A 24,031-nucleotide genomic window follows, 5' to 3' on the forward strand; every position below is an offset into this window, starting at 1 on the left:
GCGATCCGGATGGATCGCCTTTTTTATTACTTCACGACCTTCAGACTGGGTCGACCGCTTGGACGCGGCGGCTCGTTATCCGGTGGTGGAATATCATCATCCGGCTCAACTTCATCGTCCTCGTCATCCACGGGCGACTCCAGATCGAACACCATACCCTGACCATTCTCCCGGGCGTAAATGCCCAGGATCGCCGGCACAGGGACGTACAAGCTATGCGGGACGCCACCGAAGCGCCCCTCGAAAGTCACCACCTCGTTATCCATGTGCAAATGACGCACGGCACTCGGCGAAATATTCAGGACGATCTGTCCGTCACTGGCGAAACCCTGAGGCACCTGCACCGCCGGGTATTCGGAATTGACCAGCATATGCGGGGTGCAATCGTTGTCCACAATCCACTCGTAGAGCGCGCGGACCAGATAAGGTCGACTGGAGTTCATAGCGGCTCCTTAAGCCTTAGCGCATGTCGCGTTCGACGCCAGACAGACTTGCCTGGAACGTCTCACGGGCGAACTGGCGCTCCATGTAATCAAGCAACGGCTTGGCTTGCCGTGGCAATTCAATACCCAGGATCGGTAATCTCCAGAGTATTGGTAATAGGCAGCAATCCACCAGACTTTGTTCCTCACTGAGGAAAAACGGCTTCTCCGCGAACAGCGGTGAAACGCCAGTCAGGCTCTCGCGCAGCTCTTTGCGAGCCTGGGCCCGAGCGGCTTCCTTGGTCCGGGAATCCAGGATCAGATCCACCAGCCCACACCAGTCACGCTGGATCCGGTGGATCAGCAGACGGCTGTTGGCACGCGCCACTGGGTAAACCGGCAGTAGTGGCGGGTGCGGGTAACGCTCATCCAGATATTCCATCACCACGGTCGACTCCCACAACGCCAGGTCACGATCGACCAGGGTGGGCAGACTGCCGTAAGGGTTCACTTCGATCAGCTTCGGCGGCTGACGCCCCGCCTCCACACTGATGATCTCGGCGCTGACACCCTTCTCTGCGAGCACGATACGTACCCGGTGGGAATAGTGGTCGGCGGGGTCGGAGTAACAGGCCAACCGATTGGTCACGCCCATGGCGGTCCTCCTCGCTTGTTGAAATTATCGGAAGCAGAAAAACGAGCGCGCCCAGAGGGCGCCTCCCGTAACGCCTGGATGATCCAGACTCGTTACACCTTCAGAGACGCCCTTGGGCGCGCACGATTAACAGCAATGAATTACAGCTTTATCAATGAACGTCTTTCCAGTATTCGCGCTTGAGCAGATAGGCGAACACGAAGAAGAAGGCCAGATACAGTAACACATAGGTGCCGATACGTTGATGCTCCAGCTTGACCGGGTTGGCCGAGTAGGCCAGGAAGGTCACCAGGTTCTTGACCTTCTCGTCGAACTGCTCTTCGTTGAGCGTGCCGGTTTTCGGCAGCACGGTCAGTTGGTCGCAAGCTTCATGGGTCAAAGCGGTACCGGTCAGCGGATCGTATTGCTTCTTGCCATCTTCGACGATCTGCACCTGTTTGCAGCCAACAACCTGGCGACCCTGCAGGCCGACCAGGACGTTAGGCATACCCACGTTCGGGAAGACCTTGTTGTTCACGCCCCATGGACGCGCAGGGTCTTCGTAGAAGGAGCGCAGGTAGCCATAGAGCCAGTCGGTACCACGCACACGAGCCACCAGGGTCAGGTCGGGCGGAGCCGCACCGAACCAGGTCTTGGCGTCAGCCGGCTGCATGCCGATGCTCATGTGATCGCCGATTTTCGCACCGGTGAACACCAGCTTGCTCATCATCAGATCGTGAGGAATCCCCAGATCGTCGGCAACGCGCTCATAGCGTTGGAACTTGGCGCTGTGGCAGCCCATGCAGTAGTTGGCGAATGTCCGTGCACCATCCTGCATGGCGGCCTTGTCGGAGACGTCGATGTCGACTTTTTCCAGCTCGGGACCACCGTGTTCGGCCGCGAAGGACAGTACAGGCATAGCAGCAAGAATCAGTACAGCAAATAGCTTTTTCATCAGCCAGTCACCCTTTCCGGAACCGGTTTGGTCTTCTCGAGCCTGGTGTAGAACGGCATCAGAATGAAGTAGGCGAAGTACAGGAAGGTACATACCTGCGACAGCAGCGTGCGACCCGGTGTCGGTGCCAGAACGCCGAGGATCCCCAGGATCACGAACGAGATGCAGAACACCACCAGCCAGATCTTGCTCAGCCAACCCTTGTAGCGCATGGATTTGACCGGGCTGCGATCGAGCCATGGCAGCACGAACAACACGGCGATCGCCGCGCCCATCGCAATAACACCCAGCAGCTTGTCCGGAACCGCGCGCAGAATCGCGTAGAACGGGGTGAAGTACCAAACCGGGGCAATATGCTCAGGCGTCTTGAACGGGTTGGCCTGTTCGAAGTTCGGCTTCTCTAGGAAATAACCACCCATTTCCGGGAAGAAGAACACGATCGAGCAGAAGATGAACAGGAACACCACCACGCCGACGATGTCTTTCACGGTGTAGTACGGGTGGAAAGCGATGCCATCCAGCGGTACGCCGTTTTCGTCTTTGTGCTTCTTGATGTCCACGCCATCCGGGTTGTTCGAACCCACTTCGTGCAGCGCCAGGATGTGCAGCACTACCAGACCGAGAATCACGATTGGCAGGGCCACTACGTGCAAGGCGAAGAAGCGGTTCAGGGTAATACCGGAAATCAGGTAGTCACCACGAATCCACTGGGTCAGGTCGTTACCGATGACCGGGATCGCACCAAACAGCGAGATGATCACCTGGGCACCCCAGTAGGACATTTGCCCCCAAGGCAGCAGGTAGCCCATGAAGGCTTCGGCCATCAGCGCCAGGTAGATCAGCATGCCGAACAGCCACACCAGCTCACGCGGCTTCTGGTAAGAACCGTAGAGCAGGCCACGGAACATATGCAGATAGACCACGATGAAGAACGCCGAGGCGCCAGTGGAGTGCAACAGACGCAGGATCGAGCCGTACTCGACGTCGCGCATGATGTATTCGACGGAAGCGAAAGCCTCTTCCGCCGACGGGGTGTAGCTCATGGTCAGCCAGACACCGGTGACGATCTGGTTAACCAGAACCAGCAGAGCCAGGGAACCAAAGAAGTAGAAGAAGTTGAAGTTCTTCGGGGCGTAATACTTGCTGAGATGGTCTTCCCACATTTTGGTCGCGGGGAAGCGCGCATCAACCCAATCCATGAACTTGCTCATCACGCTTTCTCCGTATCGACGCCGATGACAATAAGGTCGTCCGACTCATAGGAATGCGGGGGTACTGGCAGGTTCAAAGGCGCGGGTTGCGACTTGTAGACGCGGCCAGCCAGATCGTAGTGGGAACCGTGGCAAGGGCAGAAATAGCCACCTACCCAATCCTTGCCCAGATCCGCAGGCGCCACTTCAGGGCGGAAAGTCGGTGAGCAACCCAGGTGGGTGCAGATACCGATCAGCAGCAGAATCTCTGGCTTGATCGAACGCACTTCCGGGTCGACGTAGGTTGGTTGGACAGAGTTCTTGGAGTCGGGGTCGGAAAGTTGACCCTCGATCTTTTTGAGATTCCCCAGGATTTCCTGTGTGCGGCGGACGATGAATACCGGCTGACCACGCCACTCAGCAATCATCTGCTGACCTGGGTCGATCTTGCTGATATTCACTTTCACCGGTGCCCCTGCGGCTTTCGCCTTGGCACTGGGAAACCATGACCCCACGAACGGGACCGCAGCCCCCACCGCTCCTGCAGCACCCACCACGGATGTGGCTGCTACAAGGAAGCGACGCCGGCCTGCATTCACGCCGTCATTGCTCATTCAGTCCTCTCCCATCAGCTTTGTGGCCTGTTAAATCAGGCATCTACTAAGTAAAAATCTGAACTTATAAAAATTTTGCCGAATGGTAATGAAAAGCCCCTACTCTGACAAGGTAATTACCAACTTGGCCCTGCCCCAAGCCCTGTAGTATAGGGGCTCTGCAGATGTGGCAAGTTGTCACAGCGCAAAATAATCGCCCATAAAAAAACGCCCAGCTCCGCAAGGAGACTGGGCGTTTTTTGAACGCGAAAGCGAATTAACGCTTCGAGTACTGCGGACGCTTACGCGCTTTACGCAGACCAACTTTCTTACGTTCAACTTCACGTGCGTCACGGGTTACGAAACCGGCTTTACGCAGAGCGCTGCGCAGAGTTTCGTCGTAATCCATCAGAGCGCGAGTGATGCCGTGGCGGATTGCGCCAGCTTGGCCACTCACACCACCGCCGATAACGGTGACGTAGATGTCGAACTTCTCGACGGTCTCGGTCAGTTCCAGCGGCTGACGAACTACCATGCGGGCAGTTTCGCGGCCGAAGAAGTTATCCAGGGAGCGGTTGTTGATGGAGATGTTGCCAGTGCCCGGACGCAGGAAAACGCGTGCGGTTGCAGTCTTGCGACGGCCAGTGCCGTAATTTTGAGTCGCCGACATAATGAACTATTCCGTTAAATCTTCAGTTCTTGGGGCTGCTGAGCAGTATGAGGGTGTGCAGCGCCCGCATAGACTTTCAGCTTACGGTACATGTCGCGACCCAGCGGGTTCTTAGGCAGCATGCCTTTTACCGCGGTCTCGATCACGCGCTCAGGGGCTTTGGCGATCAGCTTTTCAAAGTTGATCGACTTGATGCCGCCCGGGAAACCGGAGTGGGAGTAGTACATTTTGTCAGTGGTTTTAGCGCCAGTAACACGTACTTGCCCAGCGTTGATCACGACGATGTAGTCACCGGTGTCGACGTGAGGGGTGTACTCAGGCTTGTGCTTGCCACGCAGACGGCTCGCGATTTCGGTGGCCAGACGACCCAGGGTCTGACCAGCAGCGTCGACGACAAACCAGTCGCGCTTAACTGTTTCCGGTTTAGCAGTAAAAGTTTTCATTCTTTATAGCCTCAGGGGCCGCCCTGTAAATTAGACGGCGGATCTTACTGAATAGTGCGTACTTTGACAAGTCAAAGGCAGCCGGATACAGACGCTATCGGGGGCTCGGGTCAGCGCGTCCGTTATACGGCAAGATTCTTCGGCAGGCGGCGCATCACTTCCACTGCAGAAAGAGCTGCGGAATTATGCAGATTGCGAAAAAAAATTCAACCTGCTTTTATGATTGTTTTGCCGAAGGAGCACCCGATGGACTATCGCCAGCTAGGCCGGACCGACCTGAACGTGAGTGCAATCTGCCTGGGAACCATGACCTGGGGCGAGCAAAACAGCGAGTCCGAGGCCTTCGCCCAGATCGAACGGGCCAAGGCTGTCGGGATCAATTTCATCGACACCGCGGAGATGTACCCGGTGCCGCCAAAGGCCGAAACCTATGCCACCACCGAGCGCTACATCGGTAACTGGTTCAAGGCTCGCGGCGATCGCGCCGACTGGATCCTGGCGAGCAAGATCGCCGGCCCCGGCAACACCATCGACTACATTCGCGACAACCAGCTCAAACACAACCGCAAACACATAGTCCAAGCCGTGGACGCCAGCCTCAAGCGCCTGCAGACCGACTGGATCGACCTCTACCAGTTGCATTGGCCAGAGCGCAGCACCAACTTCTTCGGCCAACTGGGCTACAAGCACAAGGAAGAAGACTTCACCCCGCTGGAGGAAACCCTCGAAGCCCTGGATGAGCAGGTCAAGGCCGGCAAGATCCGCCACATTGGCCTGTCCAACGAAACGCCCTGGGGCACCATGAAGTTCCTGGCCCTCGCCGAGAGCCGCGGCTGGCCACGGGCGGTATCGATCCAGAACCCCTACAACCTGCTCAACCGCAGCTTTGAAGTGGGCCTGGCGGAAATCGCCATTCGCGAACAATGTGGATTGCTGGCCTATTCGCCACTGGCGTTCGGCTTCCTCTCCGGCAAATACGAAGGCGGCGCGCGCCCGGCCAAAGGCCGCCTGAGCCTGTACAGCCGCTTCAGCCGCTACTTCAACCCGCAATCGGAAGCGGCCTGCAGCCGCTATGTCGCCCTGGCCCGCGAGCACGGCCTGGATCCGGCGCAAATGGCCCTGGCATTCGTCACCCAGCAACCGTTCGTCACCAGCAACATTATTGGGGCGACCACCCTCGAACAACTGGACAGCAATATCGCCAGTCTCGAGCTGAAGCTGTCGAATGAGGTGCTGGCCGGCATCGAGGCGATCCACAAGGACCACCCGAATCCGGCGCCGTAACCCGCTCGTAGGTGCGAGCCTGCCTGGCTCGCTCTTACGCGCAACCCAATGCCGCTACAGGGAACGCGCAATGATTTCCTTCATGATCTCGTTGGTCCCGGCATAGATCCGCTGCACCCGCGCATCCGCCCAGGCCCGGGCCACCGGGTACTCCCACATGAAGCCGTAACCGCCGTGCAACTGCACGCATTCGTCGAGCACCTTGCATTGCAGGTCCGTGCCCCAGTACTTGGCCATGGCGGCGGTCGGTACATCGAGCTTGCCTTGCAGATGCAATTCCAGGCAGCGGTCGACGAAGACCCGGCCGATCTGGATCTCGGTGGCCATTTCCGCCAGTTTGAAGCGGGTGTTCTGGAAGTCGGCGATCGACTTGCCGAAGGCCTTGCGCTCGCGGGTGTACTCCAGGGTCCACTGCAATGCCGCCTCGGCTGACGCCAGACCGCCTACCGCCACCGTCAAACGCTCCTGCGGCAACTCCTGCATCAGGTAGGCAAAGCCCATTCCGGCCTGCCCCAGCAGGTTTTCCTTGGGCACGCGGACGTCCTGGAAGAACAGTTCGGAAGTGTCCTGGGCCTTCATACCGACCTTTTCCAGGCGTTTGCCCTTGGAGAAACCGGGCGTATCCGCCTCCACCAGGAACAGGCTGGTGCCCTTGGCGCCGGCCTTCGGATCGGTCTTGGCCACGACAATCACCAGATCGGCCAGATAACCGTTGGTGATAAAGGTCTTGGAGCCGTTGATCACATAGTCGTCACCGTCCAGCACCGCAGTGGTCTTGACCCCCTGCAGGTCGGAGCCGGCGCCCGGCTCGGTCATGGCGATGGCCGTGACCATCTCGCCGGACACCAGTTTCGGCAGGTACTTGTGCTTAAGCTCCTCGCTGCCGTAATGCAGGATGTAAGGCGCGACGATATCGGAATGCAGGGAGAAGCCGATACCGGTCAGACCAAGGCGCCCCACCTCCTCGATCACTACCGCGCTATAGAGAAAGTCAGCCCCCAGTCCGCCGTACTCCTCGGGGAGATGGGAGCAGAGCATTCCCGCCTCACCGGCCTTGTTCCACAAGGCGCGGTCGATGTTGCCCTGTTTTTCCCATTGCCCATGGAACGGCACGGCCTCCTTTTCCAGGAAGGTACGTACGCTGTCACGAAAGAGTTCGTGCTCGGAGCTGAACAAGGTTCTGGGGATCATGGGGCCACCTGTCGTTATTGTTAGCCGGGATTGGCCCACAGAGCCTAAGCCCACGCGTACAACACAGGACACTGGACACATCCGACAAAAAATAAGACGATCCAGCCGTCTGGTGACCACTTTCCCCTATAAGAACAATTTAATTATGTCTAACCAAACCTCCACGCCCTTGCGGCGCGTCAGCATCCTGGCCATCGACCGGGTTTTCGCCTCCACCCTCATGCAAGCCAAGGATTTCTTCCATCTGGCCAGCCTGCGCTACGGCAAGCAGCTGGGCCAGGGCCTGACCCCGGCCTTCGAAACCCGCCTGGTCAGCCCCGATGGCAAACCGGTATGCAGTTTCAGCAATGTGATCATGCCGGTGGACGGCGGCCTGGAAGATACCGACGTGATCATCCTCCCGGCGTTCTGGGACGATTTCGAAACCCTCTGCCAACGTTATCCACAGGTCCTGCCCTGGCTGCGCCAGCAACACGCCCGCGGCGCCGTGCTCTGCGGCGAGGCCACCGGGGTGTTCTGGCTGGCCGAAGCCGGGTTGCTCGACGGCAAGGAAGCCACCACTTACTGGCGTTTCTTCAATGCCTTCAGCGAACGCTTCCCCAAGGTCCAGCTCAATCAGGACAAGCACCTGACCGACGCCGACAACCTGTATTGCGCCGGCGGCACCACTTCGGCCTGCGACCTGTACATCTACCTGATCGAGCGTTTCTGCGGCGCCAACGTGGCCCAGGCCGTGGCCCGCGACATTCTCTATGAAGTGCAGCGCAGCTATTCCCCGGGGCGTATCGGCTTTGGCGGCCAGAAGCTGCACCAGGACGTGATCATCCTGCAGATCCAGCACTGGCTCGAAGAGCATTTCGCCGACAAGTTCCGCTTCGAGGACGTGGCCCGCGAACATGGCATGAGCATTCGCAATTTCATGCGTCGCTTCCAGACCGCCACCGGCGACAAACCCCTGCATTACCTGCAGCGCCTGCGCATAGAAACCGCCAAGGGCCTGCTCTCGGGGACGCGCAAGAGCATCAAGACCATCAGCTACGAGGTCGGCTATGACGATGCGAGCTTCTTCGCCCGCCTGTTCCGCCAGCACACCGAGCTGTCACCGAACCAGTACCGGCAGCAGTTTCACCAACAAGCCGCGTAAATGAAAAAGGGCCTGCAATGCAGGCCCTTCTTTTATCCGGAAACCGTTAAGGCTTGTGCGCCCGCGAGAGGAACTCGTGGGACTGCATTTCCAGCAGACGGCTGAGGGTGCGCTGGAACTCGAAGGTCAGGCGGCCGCCGGTGTACAGATCCTTGAGCTCGACTTCAGCGGAAATGATCAGCTTGACGTTACGGTCGTAGAACTCGTCGACCATGTTGATGAAGCGACGGGCGATATCGTCGGTGGCGACGCTCATCTGCTCGACACCGCTGACCAGCACGGCGTGGAAGATCTTGCCCAGCTCGATGTAGTCATTCTGGCTGCGTGGGCCATCGCACAGTTCGCGGAAGTCAAACCAGGCTACGTCATCGCAGGTACGCAGGGCGCGGATTTCGCGGTTCTCGACGATCAGCACATCGTTTTCCACCGCCTGGGTGCATTCCGGCGTCAGCGCACGGAAGCTCTTGCGCAGGCTTTCGTGGGCCGCTTCGTCCAGCGGGAAGTGGAACAACTCGGCCTGCTCCAGGTGACGCAGACGGTAGTCGACGCCACTGTCGACGTTGACGATCTCGGTGTGCTGCTTGATCAGGGCAATGGCCGGCAGGAAGCGCGCACGTTGCAGGCCATCCTTGTACAGACCGTCCGGCACGATGTTCGAGGTAGCCACCAGGGTCACGCCGTTCTTGAACAGCTCTTCCATCAGCGTGCCGAGGATCATCGCGTCGGTGATGTCGGAAACGAAGAATTCGTCGAAGCAGATCACCCGGGCCTCGTCGGCGAAGCGCTTGGCGATGATGGTCAGCGGGTTCTTCTCGCCGCCCAGGGTTTTCATCTCCTCGTGCACACGCTTCATGAAGCGGTGGAAGTGAGTACGGACCTTCTGCTTGAACGGCAGGGCTTCAAAGAAGGTATCGACCAGATACGTCTTGCCACGCCCTACCCCGCCCCAGAAGTACAGGCCCTTGACCGGCACCTGGTCTTTCTTGCCAAACAGCTTGCCCAGCAGGCCCGGCTTGTTGTTCGACGCGGCGATCAGATCGTCGTACAGGCGCTGCAAATGACGCACGGCGGTTTCCTGCGCGGCGTCGTGGAAGAACTCCGGGCGTTTCAGATCAGCTTGGTATCGTTCTAGGGGCGTCATAATTCGTTAGCAAGGCAACAAAAACGGGCCGTCACTGTAGCGACGGCCCTTGAGAATGGCAATCAGCCCTTGGTCGGGAGATTGCGGTTAGTCCTGCACAGGCGCCAGGGCGACGCGCAGCGCCTCGATCGCCGCATCGCGGGCCGCCGTGTCGGCAAAGGCCGGGCTGTCGGCCACGCACTCGCCTTCCAGCCACACGCTGAAACCCAGCGCTTCACTGCGCAGATCCAGAGCCTGGCCAGATTGCAGTTGCTTGGTCACTGCACCTGCGGTCTTGCCGTCGGCGAAGTTGCGCGACAGCAACAATTGCTCGCCATCGGCGGCCAGCAGGCGGAAGCGGAAGCTGCCGTCGTCTTCGCGGAAGCTGACGAAGCGCGCGGCCTTGGCCGCTTTCTTCTTGGTGGTCGCCGCCACTTGTACCTGATTGACGAACGAACGCAGGCCCACGGCCTCGCGCAGCTCGTTGAGGAATGGCGTGGCCACGGCGCGGGCTTTCTTGGCGCCGGCCTGGAGGATGTCTTCCAGGTCCGAAGGACGCTCGATCAACTGGTGATAACGCTCGCGCGCCTCGCCCAACTGGTTATCCAGCAGCTGGAACAGACGATTCTTCGCCTCGCCCCAACCCAGGCCCTGCAGCAGCTCGCTGCGGAATTCGTCGGCCTGGGCCGGCGTCGCGAAAGCCTGGAACAGGGTGAACAGGTGAGCGTTGTCCGGGTCCTTGGCTTCGCCAGGAGCGCGGGAGTCGGTGACAATGCGCGAGATCGCGTCCTTCATGTCCTTGGCGCTGCTGAACAACGGGATGGTGTTGTCGTAGCTCTTGGACATCTTGCGGCCATCGAGGCCCGGCAAGGTGGCAACGCTTTCCTCGATCAGCGCCTCGGGCATGGTGAAGAATTCCTTGCCCTGGCCGAACAGATGGTTGAAGCGCTGGCCGATATCGCGGGCCATTTCCACGTGCTGGATCTGGTCGCGACCGACCGGCACCTTGTGGGCGTTGAACATCAGGATGTCCGCGGCCATCAGCACCGGGTAGCTGTACAGGCCCATGGTGATGCCGGCGTCCGGGTCTTCGCCGGTCTCGACGTTTTTATCCACCGAAGCCTTGTAGGCGTGAGCACGGTTGAGCAGGCCCTTGGCCGCCACGCAGGTCAGCAACCAGGTCAGTTCAGGGATTTCCGGGATGTCCGACTGGCGATAGAAAGTCACGCGCTCCACATCCAGGCCACCGGCCAGCCAGGTCGCGGCGATTTCCAGGCGCGAGCGCTGGATACGCAGCGGGTCATCGCACTTGATCAGAGCGTGATAGTCGGCCAGGAAGTAGAACGAGTCGGCATTGCTGTCGCGGCTGGCGAGGATCGCCGGGCGGATGGCGCCAGCGTAGTTGCCCAGGTGCGGCGTGCCGGTGGTGGTGATGCCGGTAAGGATGCGCGTACGAGTAGTCATGGGTAATCGCTTATCAGACTGCAATCAATTCGAGAGTCGTGGCAGCACCAGATCCTTGAGATCGGTGAGCTTGCCATGAAAAAAGTGTCCGCATTCTGCCACTTTCAGCAGCTCATGGGGGCGCTCAAGCGCGTCGGACCAGTCATAGACCAGCTGCGGGTCGACCACTTCGTCGGTTTCCGGCTGGATCAGGGTCAGCGGGCAGTTCTGCGGCAGCAGGTCGCTATCGCGCAAACGCATCACGGCGGCAGCGACCATGAACAGGTGCTTGAGCGGCTCGCCGCGGGCCTCTAGGCGCCCGCCGAGGCTGGCGGCGACGAAGCCGCCGAAGGAGAAGCCGAGCAGGGTCATCGGCAAGTCCGGGTGCTTGGCCCGCAGCCATTCGGCAGCCGCCTGCGCGTCGTCGACTTCACCGCTGCCCATGTCGTGGCTGCCTTCGCTGGCGCCGACGCCACGGTAGTTGAAACGCAAGGTGATCAGGCCGGCGTCACGCGCCGTACGTTGCAGGGTCGAGACCACCTTGTTGAGCATGGTGCCGCCCTGCACCGGGTTCGGATGACAGATCAGCGCCACGCCACGGGCGTCGGCGACATCCAGATACAAGGCTTCCAGTTGGCCGACCGGGCCGGCAATCACTACGGGGGTTTCACGCATAAGCAAGGAAGGAACTCCGTGACCTCGAATCGGGTCGACTCGTCTAGCAAATTGTCTGTGCCAATCTATTGCGAGTGAATCGCGGTATACAGCGCAGGTTCGAGCCGTTAACGTAAAGCAAAGCCGTTTATAGAGGAAGGACTCGTGGAACACTCGCTCCTAGTTTGGTTGTTGCCGACTCTTGCCCTGATCGCGGGTGTCGCCATTGGATTTCTGGTCGCTCGCCTGCTGCCGAATGCCGCGCCTAACCGCACGCAACGTCAGCTGGATGATATTCAGGAACGTTTTGACAGCTATCAGAACGAAGTGGTCACCCACTTCAACAGCACCGCCACCCTGGTGAAAAAACTCACTCAAAGCTATCAGGAAGTGCAGGACCACCTCGCCGAGGGCGCCAACCGCCTGGCCCTGGACGAGTTGACCCGCCAACGCCTGCTGGCCGCGCTGCACTCCGACTCGGTGCAGGCTCCACGGGAACGCCTGACGCCACCGCGCGACCAGGAACCGCCACGGGACTACGCGCCAAAGACGCCTAACGCGCCTGGCATGCTCGACGAGCATTATGGTCTGAAGAAGTAATCAGGCTTCGCGTCCAGTAAAAAGCCCCCGGACAATTCGGTTGTCCGGGGGCTTTTTTGTATCTGGTGATTTGATAGCGGCTGATCGGACCTCTTCGCGGGCAAGCCTGCGAAGAGGCCGGCAAAGGCCACACACAAAAATGCCCGACCACAGGATCGGGCATTTCTTCATTCAAACGATCAGTTACGGATACTGCTGAACCGTACCCGGCTGTTGCTGCTGACCACCATACTGCTGGCCAGGAATCGCCTTGAGGTTCACTTCCACTCGACGGTTCTGCGCACGGCCGTTGACATCGCCGTTGCTGGCGATCGGGTTATCCGGGCCAGCGCCACGGGCCGACAGGTTGGCACCGCTGACACCTTGCGAGGTCAGGTAGGTCGCCACGCTCTGGGCGCGACGCTGGGACAGGTCCATGTTGTGCTGGCGGCTGCCGGTGCTGTCGGTGTAGCCGACGATTTCGATCTGGTTCTGGTTGAACTCCTTGAGGGAGTTGGCCAGGTTGTTCAGCGGCTGATAGAAGCTTGGGGCGATGTTCGCCGAATCGGTGGCGAAGGTGATGTTGCCCGGCATGATCAGTTTGATCTGATCGCCCTGGCGCTGCACTTCGACTCCGGTATTGGCCATGCTGGCACGCAGTTTCTTTTCCTGCTGGTCGGCGTAGTAGCCGTAGCCGGCGGCGGAAGCACCGACTACCGCGGCGCCGATCAGCGCGCCCTTGCCACGGTTGTTGTGGTCGATGGCGGCACCGGCCAGCGCACCGGCCAAGGCACCCAGGCCACCGTATTTTGCAGTTTTGCTCATGCCCGTGGAGCCGTCGGCCTGCCCCTGATTGTCATAGGGGTTAGGCGAAGCACAGCCGGACAACAAGGCCACAGCGGTAGCAACAACGATCAAACGACGCGAGGTGAACATGGAGAAGCTCCTACTTTTTTCATTCTGTGATGCAGCGGACGTTGGCAACAGACCTTTGCAGGTGTTTGAACACGGCCAATGACAAAAATTCCGTGAAACTTTTGACAGCAAAGCTCAGGCCCTGACAAAGGGATTCTCACGCATTTCATCGCCCAGGCGGGTGTCCGGACCATGCCCGGCCACCACAGTCGCGTCTTCGTCGAGGGTGTACAGACGCTGCTTGATCGAACGCACGATGGTGGCCTGGTCGCCCCCCCACAGATCCGTGCGCCCTACCCCGCGCTTGAACAACGTGTCGCCGGCAATCAGCAGCTTAGCCTCTGCGAACCAGAAGCTCATGGAACCTGGGGTATGTCCCGGCGTATGCAGGGCCACGCCGCAACCGCAGGCCAGCTCTTCGTCATCCGCCAACCAGCGATCCGGTGCCGGTACCGGCGTGTAAGGCACGCCGAACATGCTGCACTGCATCTCCAGGTTGTCCCATAGGAACTGATCCTCCTTGTGCAGGTGCAGGGTCGCGCCGGTTTTCTCCTTCATCTGTCCGGATGCCAGGAAGTGATCCAGGTGGGCATGGGTATGAATGATGCTCACCACCTTCAGCCCCAGCGCGTCGAGCCGCGCCATGATCAGGTCGGGATTGCCGCCCGGGTCGACGACTATGGCCTTCTTTGTAACAGGGTCGCCAATGATCGTGCAGTTGCACTGCAAGGGACCGACGGGGAAGGTTTCGCGAATAAGAGCAGGCTTGGCGGCTTCCATGGGATGTTCCTGAAGAAATCGATAGGCCATTCTCGCACAGCTTGCAGCTGCTGCTTTGCCGCGCAATGCAGACAACGACAACTGCCGCCACGCCCCGGGGCGGCAATCATTCACAGTCAGAACGCCAACTGCAGGGTTTCCTCGCCTTCCAGTGCCAGCAGAAACTGCTTGGCCTGCAGGCCGCCGGCAAAACCGGTGAGGCTGCCCGAGGCGCCGATCACCCGGTGGCAAGGCGCGATGATCGAGATCGGGTTCCGGCCATTGGCCGCACCGACTGCGCGCACGGCCTTGGGACTGCCCACCTGCGCGGCAATCTGGCTATAGCTGCGGGTTTCACCGAAAGGAATGGTCAGCAGCGCCTGCCAGACCTTGCGCTGGAACTCGGTGCCGACAAAGTCCAGTTCCAGTTCGAAGCGATCGCGGCTGCCGGCAAAGTACTCCTTGAGCTGGCGCTCGGTTTCCAGCAAGACCGGATGATCGTCGGCAGGCTGCAACGGGCCGAGACGCACCCGGTTTTCGCGTTCGTTCTCCCAGAGAATCGCGGCGAGCTTCGTGCCTCTGGCCACCAGGGTCAGTTGACCGACAGGCGAGTTGATCAATTTGAATACGCAGGACATGACAAGCCTCCTTTATCTTCCAGGGAGATCAGGCCCGGACCTGGCCTTCATCTCGGTACGCCTGCACTGTAGATCGACATTCAAGCGCAAGAACTACGTTTCTTGCGCTTGAACTCAGTGCCGGATTTTCCCGGGGCCGCTACATCGGCTACTCATCCTCTTCGATCAGATAACAATTGTCACTGCTGCTGCGCCGGCCATGGGGATCGACGATAAAAGCCCCGCGCCCGTTGCCGCACTCCAGCAGATGCACCGGCGACAGCTCACGCTGTTGATCGATACGCGCATTGAGCCGGACGATATAGGTGCCCAGCGCAAGCGCCACGCAAAGAATCAGCAACAGGCACAGCACCAACTGGTCGGTGTAATCCGCGCAGGTCTTTTCAGAAGGCATAGGCAATAGAGCCCGATCCTGCTGCCAGCCCGCCCCCATTCCCGGTCAAGAACCCTGACAGCGGCCCACCCCCGCCCAGGCGCGCCACAGACGTGCCGGGCGACAAGGCACAGGCCATCAGGCCGATGACAATCAAGACCAGCAGAATGCCTTTGACGACAGCAGACAAGTTCATGGTGGCGCTCTCTTGGTGTAAAAGCCGCCACCCTAGAGTCCGACAGGTTAACGCCAGGTAAACATCGGTAAAAAACGCGCCGGCTCCGTTATCCTCTGGGCCACTGAGCGACACAGGTCCAAGGGGACGTTCCCGTGCATATCCACCTGCTGCTGGTCGAGGACAACCTCGACCTGGCCAACACCGTCATCGAATACCTGGAGATCACCGGGATCGTCTGCGATCACGCCAGTAATGGCCAGACCGGCCTGAACCTGGCGCTGAGACAACACTATGATGTGATCCTGCTGGACATCATGCTGCCGCGCCTGGACGGCCAACAGCTGTGCAAACAGCTGCGCGAACAGGGCAAACAGACACCGATCCTGATGCTTACCTCGCTGGATGCCCTGCCGGACAAGCTCGCCAGCTTTGCCATGGGCGCCGACGATTACCTGGTCAAGCCCTTCGAACTGGCCGAACTGGTGGCCAGGATCCGCGCCCTGAGCCTGCGGCGCAGCGGCCAGGCCAGCCGCCTGCAAGTGGCCGACCTGACCATGGATCTGTCCACCCGCAAGGTCAGCCGCGCCGGACAGGAACTGCACCTGTCGCCCACCTGCTGGACCCTGCTGGAATGCCTGATGCGTGCCAGTCCCGAGCCGGTGGGGCGCGAACGTCTCGAGGCAACGGTCTGGGGCGACGAGCCGCCAGACAGCAACACCCTCAAGGTGCACATGCACCGCTTGCGCAAGGCGGTGGACAAGGATTTCAGCCAAGCGCTGATCCACACTATTTCTGGCGTCGGTGTGCAGTTGAGGACTCCATGCGTAAAGGGCTGAGTCTGAAATGGGTGATCAGCGGCAGTTTCCTGCTGTTGATTGCCGTGGTGCTGCTGATCTACAGCCAGCTGCTATCGAGCTATAGCATCCGGGGCCTGCTCTATACCGCCAGCGCCATGATGGAAGAAGAAGCCCTGTATTTCGTCAGGCACTACAAGAAAGACCCAAGCCTTGCCCCGCCGCAGAACTATTTCTTCAGCAGCGTTATCGGCAAGGAAGCGCTGCCGCCGAAAATTCGCCAGTTACTGGATACGCCGCCAACCCTGTCCTTCGGCGCCGTGCAGGTGTTCGGTGAACTGGACGCCGATGGACAGGATGAAGTCAAGGCGATCCTGGCCCAGCCCCTGGGTGACGGCAAAATCCTCTACATGTTCGATGTCGACCACGACCATGAAGAAGGTGGCGAGGTCGAGACCCCGTTGTCGGATGCCTATCTCGATCACGAACTGAACAGCATTAATGTCATCAGTCTGGCGGTATTCATCCCGGCACTGATCATCATCGCCCTGCTGGTCTGGTGGCTGGTGCGTCCTCTCGGCCGGCTGGCCCAGTGGTCCACCACCCTGAAAGATCCGGAGGAGGTGTCCAGCCAACGCCCGAATTTCCGTTTCAAGGAGTTCAATGTCCTGGCCGACTCCCTGGCCCAGAGCGTGCAGCAGGTGCAGGCCGCCAGCCAGCGCGAAGGGCGCCTGCTGCGCTACACCAGCCATGAGTTACGCACACCGCTGGCGGTGCTCAAGGCCAACCTGGAACTGCTGACCCTGCAGGTCGGGGGCTCCCTGCCCCTGCCTCTGCAACGTATCGAACGCTCGGTGCTGAACATGCAGCGCATTGCCGAGACGCTACTGTGGATGAGCCGCGAGCGCGTTGAACCCTTGCCGGAAGAAGCCATCGACATGGCCGAGCTGTTCAACGAATTGATCCAGGAGCATCGCTACCTGATCGGCAAGCGGGATATCGAACTGATCCTCGACATCAGCAACGAGCCTTGTCGCCTGCCCCTGACCGCCTGCCGAATCGTGGTTGGTAACTTTCTGCGCAATGCCCTGCAATATGCTGAAGAAGGCAGCATCGAAATCACCTTCGAACAGCTGCAACTGCGCATCGTCAACCGTATCCGTGATACCAGCCAGGCGGAAGAATCCAGCGACTTCGGCTACGGCCTGGGCCTGGAGCTGATGCGCCAGCTGTGCGCCAGGCTGGGCTGGCACATCCAGGTCCTCACCGAACAACAGCGCTTCACCGTGACCCTGGACTTCAACACCGCAGAACCACCTGCTTCGCCCCAGGAGCGAGCCGAGGACGATACCCGCAAGATCAGCTGAGCGCTCAATCAGCCCAGTAATCCCAACTCCTGGGCCCGGGCCACGGCCTGGGTGCGACGCTCCACCCCCAGCTTGCTGTTGATATGGCTGGCGTGGGTCTTCACGGTGTGCAGCGAGATAAACAACTGATCGCTGATTTCCTGGTTGGAACAGCCCTGGGCGATCAGTTGCAGCACCGCCAGCTCGCGGGAGCTGAGGGCTTCGCCGTGATGCTGCTCCAGGGAATCACGTGCCACAGCGACCGGCAGGCGTTCGAGCAAGGTCTGGCGCAATGGCGTCGCCGCCCCCTGCTGAAGTTGCTCGCGAACCCAGGCCGGATGCGCCCGCACCGCCCATTCGAAGGGTTGCAATGCCCCGCCCACGGCAGCCTCCAGCGCCAGGGCAAAGGCCTGTCGGGCCTCGGGGTCGCGCCCCTGGGCCAGCAACAGCGCGACCTTCTGATTCAGCGCCATCACATTGAGCATCTGCCGCCCGGTCTGCCGGCCATGCTCCAGCAGTTTGTCCAGGCGCTGCTCGGCCAGGGCCGGCTCGCCCTGGATGCTGTCGAGCAAGGCTTGCTGCAACTCGATATGCAGCGGCAGCTGTGGATGAAATTCCGGTGCCGCTGCGGCCTGGTCGCCGGTGTAGGTCTGCCCCAGGCGAGCCAGCCATGCCTGCGCCAGGTCGGTGCGGCCCTGGGCCAGCCAGAGTTCGCATTTGACCAGGGTGATCATCGCCAGGTAGTAGATCGGCGGTACGTCCCAGATGTGCATCAGGCGTTCAGCCTCAGCCAGCTCGGCAAAGGCCTTGGCAAATTCACCGTTGTGACCTTCCAGGTTGGCGATCACGCAATGGCCGATCAGCACGCTGATATCGCGACAGGCCCGTGCCTCGACCAGCCCCGCCCGCAGGCGCGCCAGTCCGGTCTCGGGCTGGCAGCGCAACGCCAGCAGGTAACCTTCGTACAGCGTCAGCCGCGCCCGTATCGCGTACAGGCGTTGCGCCGACAGGCCATACAAGCGCTGCAAGCCCTGGCGGACTTCATCCAGCGCCCGCAGGATCTCGCCGCGGGCTTGCAGCACCCGGGCCCGGTCGTAATGGGCCAGGGCCTCGAACAAGGGGTTGCCGACCCGCTGCGCCAGTTCCAGGGACTCGCGGTTGAGCCCCCGGGCGCGCCACAGGTCGCCATCGGCGATCGCCAGGTTGGACAGGGTCGACAGGCACACCAGCCGCTGCCCGTAACGTTTCTGGGGCAAGGTTTCCAGGGCTTCGGTGCAGTACAGCAGGGTCAGCTCGCGATTCCCCCGTCCGCGGGCGACGATCCCGCTCAAGGCCAGCCATTGCGCCAGCATGGATTTCTGCGCGGTGGCCGAGGGGGCCGGCAGGAAGCGGCTCAAATGGCTGGCCAGCTCCTCGGCGGCATCCAACTGGCACGCCAGCCCCAGCGCCCAGCTGTACAGCACGATCAGCCGCGGGGTGCTGATCAGCAGGCTGTCGGGCAAGTCCATTTTCCAGCGCAACAGCATGCCGACGTTCTGCTCGGCCAGCAGTTGTTCCTCGGACAGGTTCTGTACCAGGTTCGCCGCCACGTCCAGGTGCCCGGCGCGCAACGCCTGCTCCACCGCTTCGTCCAGCAGCCCCTGGGCGTTGAACCAGCGACAGGCCCGCAGGTGCAGGCTGGCCGGCGGCAATATCGCGTTGGCGGTGGGCCGGGTGCGCAGCAGGTCGGAGAACAGGTGGTGATAACGGTACCAGTGCCCCTGCTCGTCCAGCGGCACCAGGAATACCTGGTGGGCCAACAGGTAACGCAGGATCTCGGCACTGTCGTGGGACTCGCGCAATGCATCGCACAGGTCGCTGCAGAAACGTTCCTGGGGCGCCGTGTCGTAGAGGAACGACTGCACTTCGGCAGGCAGGCAATCGATGACCTCTTCCAGCAGATAATCGCGAATCAGGCCTTCACCGCCATTCAGCGACTGCGGCAAGGTTGCGCCACTGCCCGCCTCCGAGGCCGCCAACAGCCAGAAACGCAGCCCCGCCACCCAGCCTTCGCTGCGCAGGATCAGGCTTTCCAGCGCCTCGCCGCGCAGCGAACTGCTGTGCCGGTCGAGCAGGGTCAGGGATTCGTCGTAAGTCAGGCGCAGGTCCTGTTCGTGCAGTTCCAGCAACTGCCGCGACAGGCGCAGACGCGCCAGGTGCCAGTCCGGGCGCTGGCGGCTGGTTACCAGCACCAGCAAGCCGTCGGGCAAATGATTGAGGAAGAACTGCAGGCAGCGATCGAGCACCGGCCCCTGGGCCAGGTGGTAATCGTCCAGTACCAGCAACAAGGGAGAAGCAGTGGAAAGATGGGCCGCCAACTCATCGAGCAGCCCGTCCAGCCACTCTTCGAAGGCGAAGGGCTGGTGGCGCTGGCGCATCTTCAGCAGCCCGAGGGATTGGTTGCCCAGTTGGGCGAAATATTGTTGCAGCCCCTCAAGCAGGCGTTCAAGAAAACGTCCCGGATCGCTGTCCCGGCGACTGAGCCCCAGCCACAGGCTGCGCCAGTGCGGCGGCAGGCTTTGGCAGAACTCCACCGCCAGAGAACTCTTGCCAAAACCGGCCGGTGCGCTGACCAACAGCAGCCGGCCACTGAGGCCCGCGCTCAAGCGCTCGCACAGACGCGGCCGCAGTACGTAGCCGTCGGGCAAGGGAGGTCGGTAGAAGCGCCCTTCCGGCGCGGGAATGGCCGCACCGGCAGGCCCCTGGATACGGGACAGATCAGTCATGGCCAACTCTTATTGAAGTGCTGTTGTCGGCAATACAGATGTCGGCAGACTAGCGGTAAAAAGCCCCCTGTTGAAGATTTTTGCTACAGATGGATAGAAAAAGAATACAACCGGGTTTTTCAACGTTCCCCGCGTACCAGTAGGAGCGAGCTTGCTCGCGATAAGGGCAGCGCGGTTTTACCGGGAGGTGGCATCGTCTGGAGTATTTTTCGCGAGCAAGCTCGCTCCAGAGGCCACCCCGGGTCTTGTAGAAAAACGCAGACAATAAAAAACGCCCCGAACCAGTCGGGGCGTCGATCGAGGATGCGCCTCGATTTACCGCGGGTTAACGAACGCCATCCTGGCGCAGGGCCGCCGGAGTGAAGTCGCTGGTGGTGGCGGTGAAGCCGAAGTCGTAGGCCGATTTCTCTTCGTTCTTCATGCCCAGTGCCAGGTAACGGCCGGACTGCAGGTCGTAGAGGGTTTCCAGGGCGTACCACGGCACTTGCTTGTCGTAATAGTTCTCGGCATGCGCCTCGGCCACGCGCCACAGCTGGCCACGACCGTCGTAGTGGTCGATCACCGCGGCCTGCCAGGTGTCTTCGTCGATGTAGAAGTCACGCTTGGCGTAGATATGGCGCTGACCTTCCTTCAGGGTCGCGACCACGTGCCAGACACGGCGCAGCTCGTAGCGAGCCAGGTCCTGGTTGATGTGGCCGGCCTTGATGATCTCGGCGTACTTCAGTTGCGGCGAATCGAGCTTGTAGCTGTTGGAGGCGATGTACATCTCCTTCTTGCCTTCCAGCTTCCAGTCGTAGCGGTCCGGCGCGCCGTTATACATGTCGAGGTTGTCGGAGGTACGCAGGCCGTCGGCGGCGGTACCCGGACCGTCATACGACACTTGCGGGGCGCGACGCACACGACGCTGGCCAGCGTTGTAGACCCACGCCGAACGCGGCTCCTTCACCTGGTCGAGGGTTTCGTGCACCAGCAGCACACCACCGGCCAGACGCGCCGGCGCGGTCACTTTCTGCTTGAAGTAGAACAGGATGTTGCCCGGGTTGGCCGGATCGTAGTCCTTCATCTTGTCGCGGAACACGAACTGGTCCTGGAAGTACACCAGGCTGAACGAGCCGTTGGCCTGTGGCGTCGCCTGGGTCACCAGGCGGGTCACGCTGCCGCCGCGATAGCGGGTGATGTGGTTCCAAATGACTTCCACGCCGCTTTTCGGAATCGGGAACGGAATGGCGGTCTTGAAGTTTTCCAGGCCGTTGCCGCCGCTGACCAGGTTGGTCTTGGTGGCGTTTTCCTTGATCGCGGCGAACACATCGGCTGGCACCGTGGCGCCGCGGTGGGAAGGATAGACCGGCATCTTGTAGGTTTCCGGGTAGCGCTTGAACATCGCGTACTGCCCTGGCGCCAGCTTGTCCTTGTACTGCTCGACATTCTGCGCGGTGATGGTGAACTGCGGCTGCTCGCTGGCGTACGGGTTGGACAGGAAGCCCTTGCCATCCACACTGCCGGCGTTGGTCGGCAAGGCTTTCCAGGCCGGAATGGTGCCGGCTGAGTTACCGGCCATTTCCGCGCCCATCGGCGTCAGGGAGGTACCCAGCTTGGCCGCTTCATCGGCCGAGACCGCGGCCATGACCCCGGTCGCCAGCAGCGACAGCCCGAGGACACCGACCTGCAACAGACTCTTGGTTACTTTCATATTCTTGTTCTTCCTGAAAATGCAGTGCTTAGAAGTTCACGCCGAAACTAAGGGCCACGAAGTCACGGTCATCCACGGTGGTGTACTTGCCGTCGAAGAAGTTGGTGTACGCCAGGCTCGCGGTGTAGGTGTTCTGGTACTCGGCATCCACGCCCAGGCTGATGGCCTTGCGACCTTCCTCGAAGTTGCCGCCAGGGCCAGGCGAGTAACCACTGACGTCATGGGACCAGGCCACGTTCGGCTTGAGGTTCACACCGGCGAACACGTCGTTGTATTCCCAGATGGCACGACCGCGATAACCCCAGGAAGTCGAGGTGGTGAAGCCGTCGTCGTTGCAGTTGCGGCTGCGATTGTTGGTCGCCGCGCCTGGACCCGCGCCGTTGATGGTGCTGGTATTGAGGATCTGCGAGCAGGTGTCCAGGCTGCCGGTGGCAGGCAGTTCGCCCGGGCCATAGACCGGATCGCGGCCGTAACGAACCTTGGAGGTGCTTTCCAGGCCGCCCACGTAGGTCAGGCCGACTTCACCAACCAGGGTCAGGCGGCTCGCGCCCATGACCTGATCGAAGAAGTGGGTGAAGGTGGTCTGCAGCTGGGTGATCTCTTTACGGCGATAGCCGTGCAAGTCCTGACCCGGGGAGCCGTCGAGCAACGAGGCATTGGCCAGGGTGCCGCCCAGGGGACGAACACCGGCGAACAGGATATCGGTGGAGTTCAACTGCACCGGAGCGTTCGGGCGATAGCTGATCTCACCGCTCCATGCGGTACCGGTAGGCAAGGTGGTGGAGAAGCTCAGACCGTAGAGGCGGATGTCCTCAGGGTACTCGACGAAGTACTCGGAGCTGCCCGCCACCACCAGTGGGCCCAGGGCGCGGAACGCTGGAGGCAAGGCCGCGACACGGTCGAAGACCGACTGCGGAGCACCGGTGGCGCTGAAGATCGGCGCACGGCTGTGGTAGTTCATGAAGTACGCGCCGAACTCGGTGTCGAGCGGCTCGTACATGTACTTGAAGGACACGCCCCACTGCCCGCTGTCCCGTGCATCGCGGTCCGGGCCACGACGCACCAGCACGCCTTCCTGATTGACGTCGACGCCCGCGGCGGCCAGTGGCCCCAGGGCAATCGACGGAATGGTCGAGCGCTTGTTCAGCACCCGCAGATTGTCGGTGCAACCGTCGGCGATGATGTCCGGCTGGGAGAAGAAGGTGCCGCAGTTGTCGACGACGGTCTGGTCCCATTCCAGCTGATAGAAGGCTTCGGCCGAGAGGTTGTCGGTCAGGCTCTGGGAAACGTAGAACATGTTGACCGGGATCAGGCCTTCCTTGACCTCCGCGCCAGGACGGCGGAAAGCCGATACGTCGATCGGGTTGATCGAGTTGATGCCGCCGCCGATGAAGGTACTTTCACCCCAGCTCACGACTTGCTTACCCAGGCGCACGGAACCCGGCTGCTCGGCGATCGAGTAGTTGTGGTAGATGAAGGCGTCGAGGATCTGCCCGCCGGAGGACTTGGCGCCTTCCTTGCGGTTGCTGTCGCTGATGTCCTTGAACTCGCGGCTTTCGTCCTTGAGCTCGAAGTCATACCAGTATTTGCCACGGACGAAGACGCCGGTATCGCCGTATTTCAGTTCAAGGTCGTGGATGCCCTTGAAGATCTTGGAAAAGGTTTCGCCGCTTTTGAAGTTAGCGTGGCCATCGTCGGAGGTCTGGGACAGGCCATGACCGCCGTTGTTGACACCAATCAGATTCTTGTTGGGGCTCTGGGTAGACCAGCTCGCACCCAGCGATAGAGAAGAGTCGAACTGACCTTCGATTTCACCGATGTTGAAACTGACGCCGAAGGCAGGTCCGGCGAGCGTAGAGGCGAGACTGACGGCCAGAGGCAGTTTCGCCCGGCGCCAGAACTGGTTTACTGATGTCATCGACGCTACTCCATGTGCTTTATTGTTATGGCAGTGAGCACTTTTAAAAACGCTCTGAACGGGCGGAACCCAGTCAGCCCCGAAGTCGTTCAAAGTTGCATCGCCCCATGTTGTGCGGTTGCCCCGTTCTTAAAAATCCTTGGGCGGACTATAGCCAGCAGGTGGTACGGCTTGATCCCTCTAAAGTGTGATTTGCAGCCTCCAACCACTCTGGAACGGTCCTTTCGCCAGTCCGGCAAATGCCGGCACGGCAAGGATGGCTGAAAATTCGGATTTGACAAGGCAAGCGCTTGCTTGGTGGGCTCTACCGTGCCCTTTCGGGCACGGTAGGAG

At 60.5% G+C, this 24,031-nt stretch carries 24 protein-coding genes; 5 read left to right on the top strand and 19 right to left on the bottom strand.

Features of this window, described 5'->3' with window-relative positions; genetic code table 11:
* Positions 1–26 precede the first annotated feature (26 nt).
* The 7 genes from C4K27_RS25515 to rplM form a co-directional block, all read right to left on the bottom strand.
* Positions 27–443: a ClpXP protease specificity-enhancing factor gene (locus C4K27_RS25515; protein WP_053262566.1), complete on the bottom strand. Its 417-nt coding sequence runs from the start codon at positions 441–443 to the stop codon at positions 27–29.
* A 16-nt stretch (positions 444–459) separates the two neighbouring features.
* Entirely contained in the window at positions 460–1,077 is a 618-nt protein-coding gene (locus C4K27_RS25520) for a glutathione S-transferase N-terminal domain-containing protein (RefSeq protein WP_007928460.1), read from the bottom strand.
* Between the two features lie 151 nt (positions 1,078–1,228).
* Positions 1,229–2,011 (bottom strand): cytochrome c1, encoded by a 783-nt coding sequence (locus C4K27_RS25525; RefSeq protein ID WP_007928459.1) that lies wholly within the window; start codon positions 2,009–2,011, stop codon positions 1,229–1,231.
* Positions 2,011–3,222, bottom strand: a complete 1,212-nt coding sequence (locus C4K27_RS25530; protein WP_007928456.1) for a cytochrome b — start codon at positions 3,220–3,222, stop codon at positions 2,011–2,013. Before C4K27_RS25530 ends, C4K27_RS25525 begins: the two co-directional genes overlap by 1 nt.
* Positions 3,222–3,815, bottom strand: a complete 594-nt coding sequence (gene petA / locus C4K27_RS25535) for a ubiquinol-cytochrome c reductase iron-sulfur subunit (protein ID WP_007928454.1) — start codon at positions 3,813–3,815, stop codon at positions 3,222–3,224. The genes C4K27_RS25530 and petA overlap by 1 nt, the downstream gene beginning before the upstream one ends.
* Positions 3,816–4,071: 256 nt before the next feature.
* Positions 4,072–4,464, bottom strand: a complete 393-nt coding sequence (gene rpsI, locus C4K27_RS25540; protein WP_003228056.1) for a 30S ribosomal protein S9 — start codon at positions 4,462–4,464, stop codon at positions 4,072–4,074.
* Positions 4,465–4,478: 14 nt separating this feature from the next.
* A complete protein-coding gene (gene rplM, locus C4K27_RS25545; RefSeq protein ID WP_053262567.1) occupies positions 4,479–4,907 on the bottom strand; it encodes a 50S ribosomal protein L13 in 429 nt (142 codons plus the stop codon).
* A gap of 246 nt (positions 4,908–5,153) precedes the next feature.
* Between rplM and C4K27_RS25550 the strand changes: the two genes are divergently transcribed.
* Positions 5,154–6,191: an NADP(H)-dependent aldo-keto reductase gene (locus tag C4K27_RS25550; RefSeq protein WP_053262568.1), complete on the top strand. Its 1,038-nt coding sequence runs from the start codon at positions 5,154–5,156 to the stop codon at positions 6,189–6,191.
* A 54-nt stretch (positions 6,192–6,245) separates the two neighbouring features.
* On the opposite strand, the gene C4K27_RS25555 is transcribed toward C4K27_RS25550, so the two are convergent.
* A complete protein-coding gene (locus C4K27_RS25555; RefSeq protein WP_053262569.1) occupies positions 6,246–7,382 on the bottom strand; it encodes an acyl-CoA dehydrogenase family protein in 1,137 nt (378 codons plus the stop codon).
* 244 nt (positions 7,383–7,626) lie between these two features.
* On the opposite strand from C4K27_RS25555, the gene C4K27_RS25560 reads away from it, so the two are divergent.
* Positions 7,627–8,526, top strand: a complete 900-nt coding sequence (locus C4K27_RS25560) for a GlxA family transcriptional regulator (RefSeq protein WP_173613366.1) — start codon at positions 7,627–7,629, stop codon at positions 8,524–8,526.
* 46 nt (positions 8,527–8,572) lie between these two features.
* On the opposite strand, the gene zapE is transcribed toward C4K27_RS25560, so the two are convergent.
* From zapE to C4K27_RS25575, 3 genes are all read right to left on the bottom strand, one after another.
* On the bottom strand, positions 8,573–9,667 hold the full coding sequence (gene zapE, locus C4K27_RS25565) for a cell division protein ZapE (protein ID WP_007928431.1): 1,095 nt from the start codon (positions 9,665–9,667) through the stop codon (positions 8,573–8,575).
* A gap of 87 nt (positions 9,668–9,754) precedes the next feature.
* Complete coding sequence (locus tag C4K27_RS25570; RefSeq protein ID WP_053262571.1) at positions 9,755–11,110, bottom strand: tryptophan--tRNA ligase; 1,356 nt, start codon at positions 11,108–11,110, stop codon at positions 9,755–9,757.
* Between the two features lie 24 nt (positions 11,111–11,134).
* Entirely contained in the window at positions 11,135–11,764 is a 630-nt protein-coding gene (locus C4K27_RS25575) for an alpha/beta hydrolase (RefSeq protein WP_053262572.1), read from the bottom strand.
* 144 nt (positions 11,765–11,908) lie between these two features.
* Here C4K27_RS25575 and C4K27_RS25580 point away from each other — a divergent pair, with 144 nt between their 5' ends.
* The gene (locus tag C4K27_RS25580; RefSeq protein WP_007928428.1) at positions 11,909–12,343 is read left to right on the top strand and encodes a Z-ring associated ZapG family protein; all 435 of its coding nucleotides are present in this window, start codon (positions 11,909–11,911) and stop codon (positions 12,341–12,343) included.
* 183 nt (positions 12,344–12,526) lie between these two features.
* On the opposite strand, the gene C4K27_RS25585 is transcribed toward C4K27_RS25580, so the two are convergent.
* The 5 genes from C4K27_RS25585 to C4K27_RS25605 all read right to left on the bottom strand — a co-directional run bounded on the left by C4K27_RS25585 (position 12,527) and on the right by C4K27_RS25605 (position 15,203).
* Positions 12,527–13,258: a YiaD family glycine zipper/OmpA-like lipoprotein gene (locus C4K27_RS25585; protein WP_009045527.1), complete on the bottom strand. Its 732-nt coding sequence runs from the start codon at positions 13,256–13,258 to the stop codon at positions 12,527–12,529.
* Positions 13,259–13,372: 114 nt separating this feature from the next.
* Positions 13,373–14,017, bottom strand: a complete 645-nt coding sequence (locus C4K27_RS25590; protein WP_009045528.1) for an MBL fold metallo-hydrolase — start codon at positions 14,015–14,017, stop codon at positions 13,373–13,375.
* Positions 14,018–14,133: 116 nt separating this feature from the next.
* Entirely contained in the window at positions 14,134–14,634 is a 501-nt protein-coding gene (locus C4K27_RS25595; protein ID WP_009045529.1) for a methylated-DNA--[protein]-cysteine S-methyltransferase, read from the bottom strand.
* A 148-nt stretch (positions 14,635–14,782) separates the two neighbouring features.
* Positions 14,783–15,028, bottom strand: a complete 246-nt coding sequence (locus tag C4K27_RS25600; RefSeq protein ID WP_037004990.1) for a hypothetical protein — start codon at positions 15,026–15,028, stop codon at positions 14,783–14,785.
* Entirely contained in the window at positions 15,018–15,203 is a 186-nt protein-coding gene (locus tag C4K27_RS25605; protein WP_053262573.1) for a hypothetical protein, read from the bottom strand. Before C4K27_RS25605 ends, C4K27_RS25600 begins: the two co-directional genes overlap by 11 nt.
* Positions 15,204–15,337: 134 nt before the next feature.
* Here C4K27_RS25605 and C4K27_RS25610 point away from each other — a divergent pair, with 134 nt between their 5' ends.
* Together C4K27_RS25610 and C4K27_RS25615 are read left to right on the top strand one after the other, a co-directional pair.
* Positions 15,338–16,021, top strand: coding sequence for a response regulator transcription factor (locus tag C4K27_RS25610; protein ID WP_053262574.1), 684 nt, complete (start codon positions 15,338–15,340; stop codon positions 16,019–16,021).
* Positions 16,006–17,346, top strand: coding sequence for a sensor histidine kinase (locus tag C4K27_RS25615; RefSeq protein ID WP_053262575.1), 1,341 nt, complete (start codon positions 16,006–16,008; stop codon positions 17,344–17,346). Before C4K27_RS25610 ends, C4K27_RS25615 begins: the two co-directional genes overlap by 16 nt.
* An 8-nt stretch (positions 17,347–17,354) precedes the next feature.
* Here C4K27_RS25615 and C4K27_RS25620 read toward each other — a convergent pair whose 3' ends face one another.
* From C4K27_RS25620 to C4K27_RS25630, 3 genes are all read right to left on the bottom strand, one after another.
* Positions 17,355–20,090 carry a winged helix-turn-helix domain-containing protein gene (locus C4K27_RS25620; RefSeq protein WP_053262576.1) on the bottom strand — a complete coding sequence of 912 codons (2,736 nt, stop codon included), beginning with the start codon at positions 20,088–20,090 and terminating at the stop codon, positions 17,355–17,357.
* A gap of 325 nt (positions 20,091–20,415) precedes the next feature.
* The gene (locus tag C4K27_RS25625) at positions 20,416–21,780 is read right to left on the bottom strand and encodes a DUF1329 domain-containing protein (protein ID WP_007928419.1); all 1,365 of its coding nucleotides are present in this window, start codon (positions 21,778–21,780) and stop codon (positions 20,416–20,418) included.
* Between the two features lie 28 nt (positions 21,781–21,808).
* Entirely contained in the window at positions 21,809–23,698 is a 1,890-nt protein-coding gene (locus tag C4K27_RS25630) for a DUF1302 domain-containing protein (protein WP_053262577.1), read from the bottom strand.
* Between the last annotated feature and the right edge of the window lie 333 nt (positions 23,699–24,031).

It is taken from the genome of Pseudomonas chlororaphis subsp. chlororaphis (genome assembly GCF_003945765.1).
Lineage (GTDB): Bacteria > Pseudomonadota > Gammaproteobacteria > Pseudomonadales > Pseudomonadaceae > Aquipseudomonas > Aquipseudomonas chlororaphis.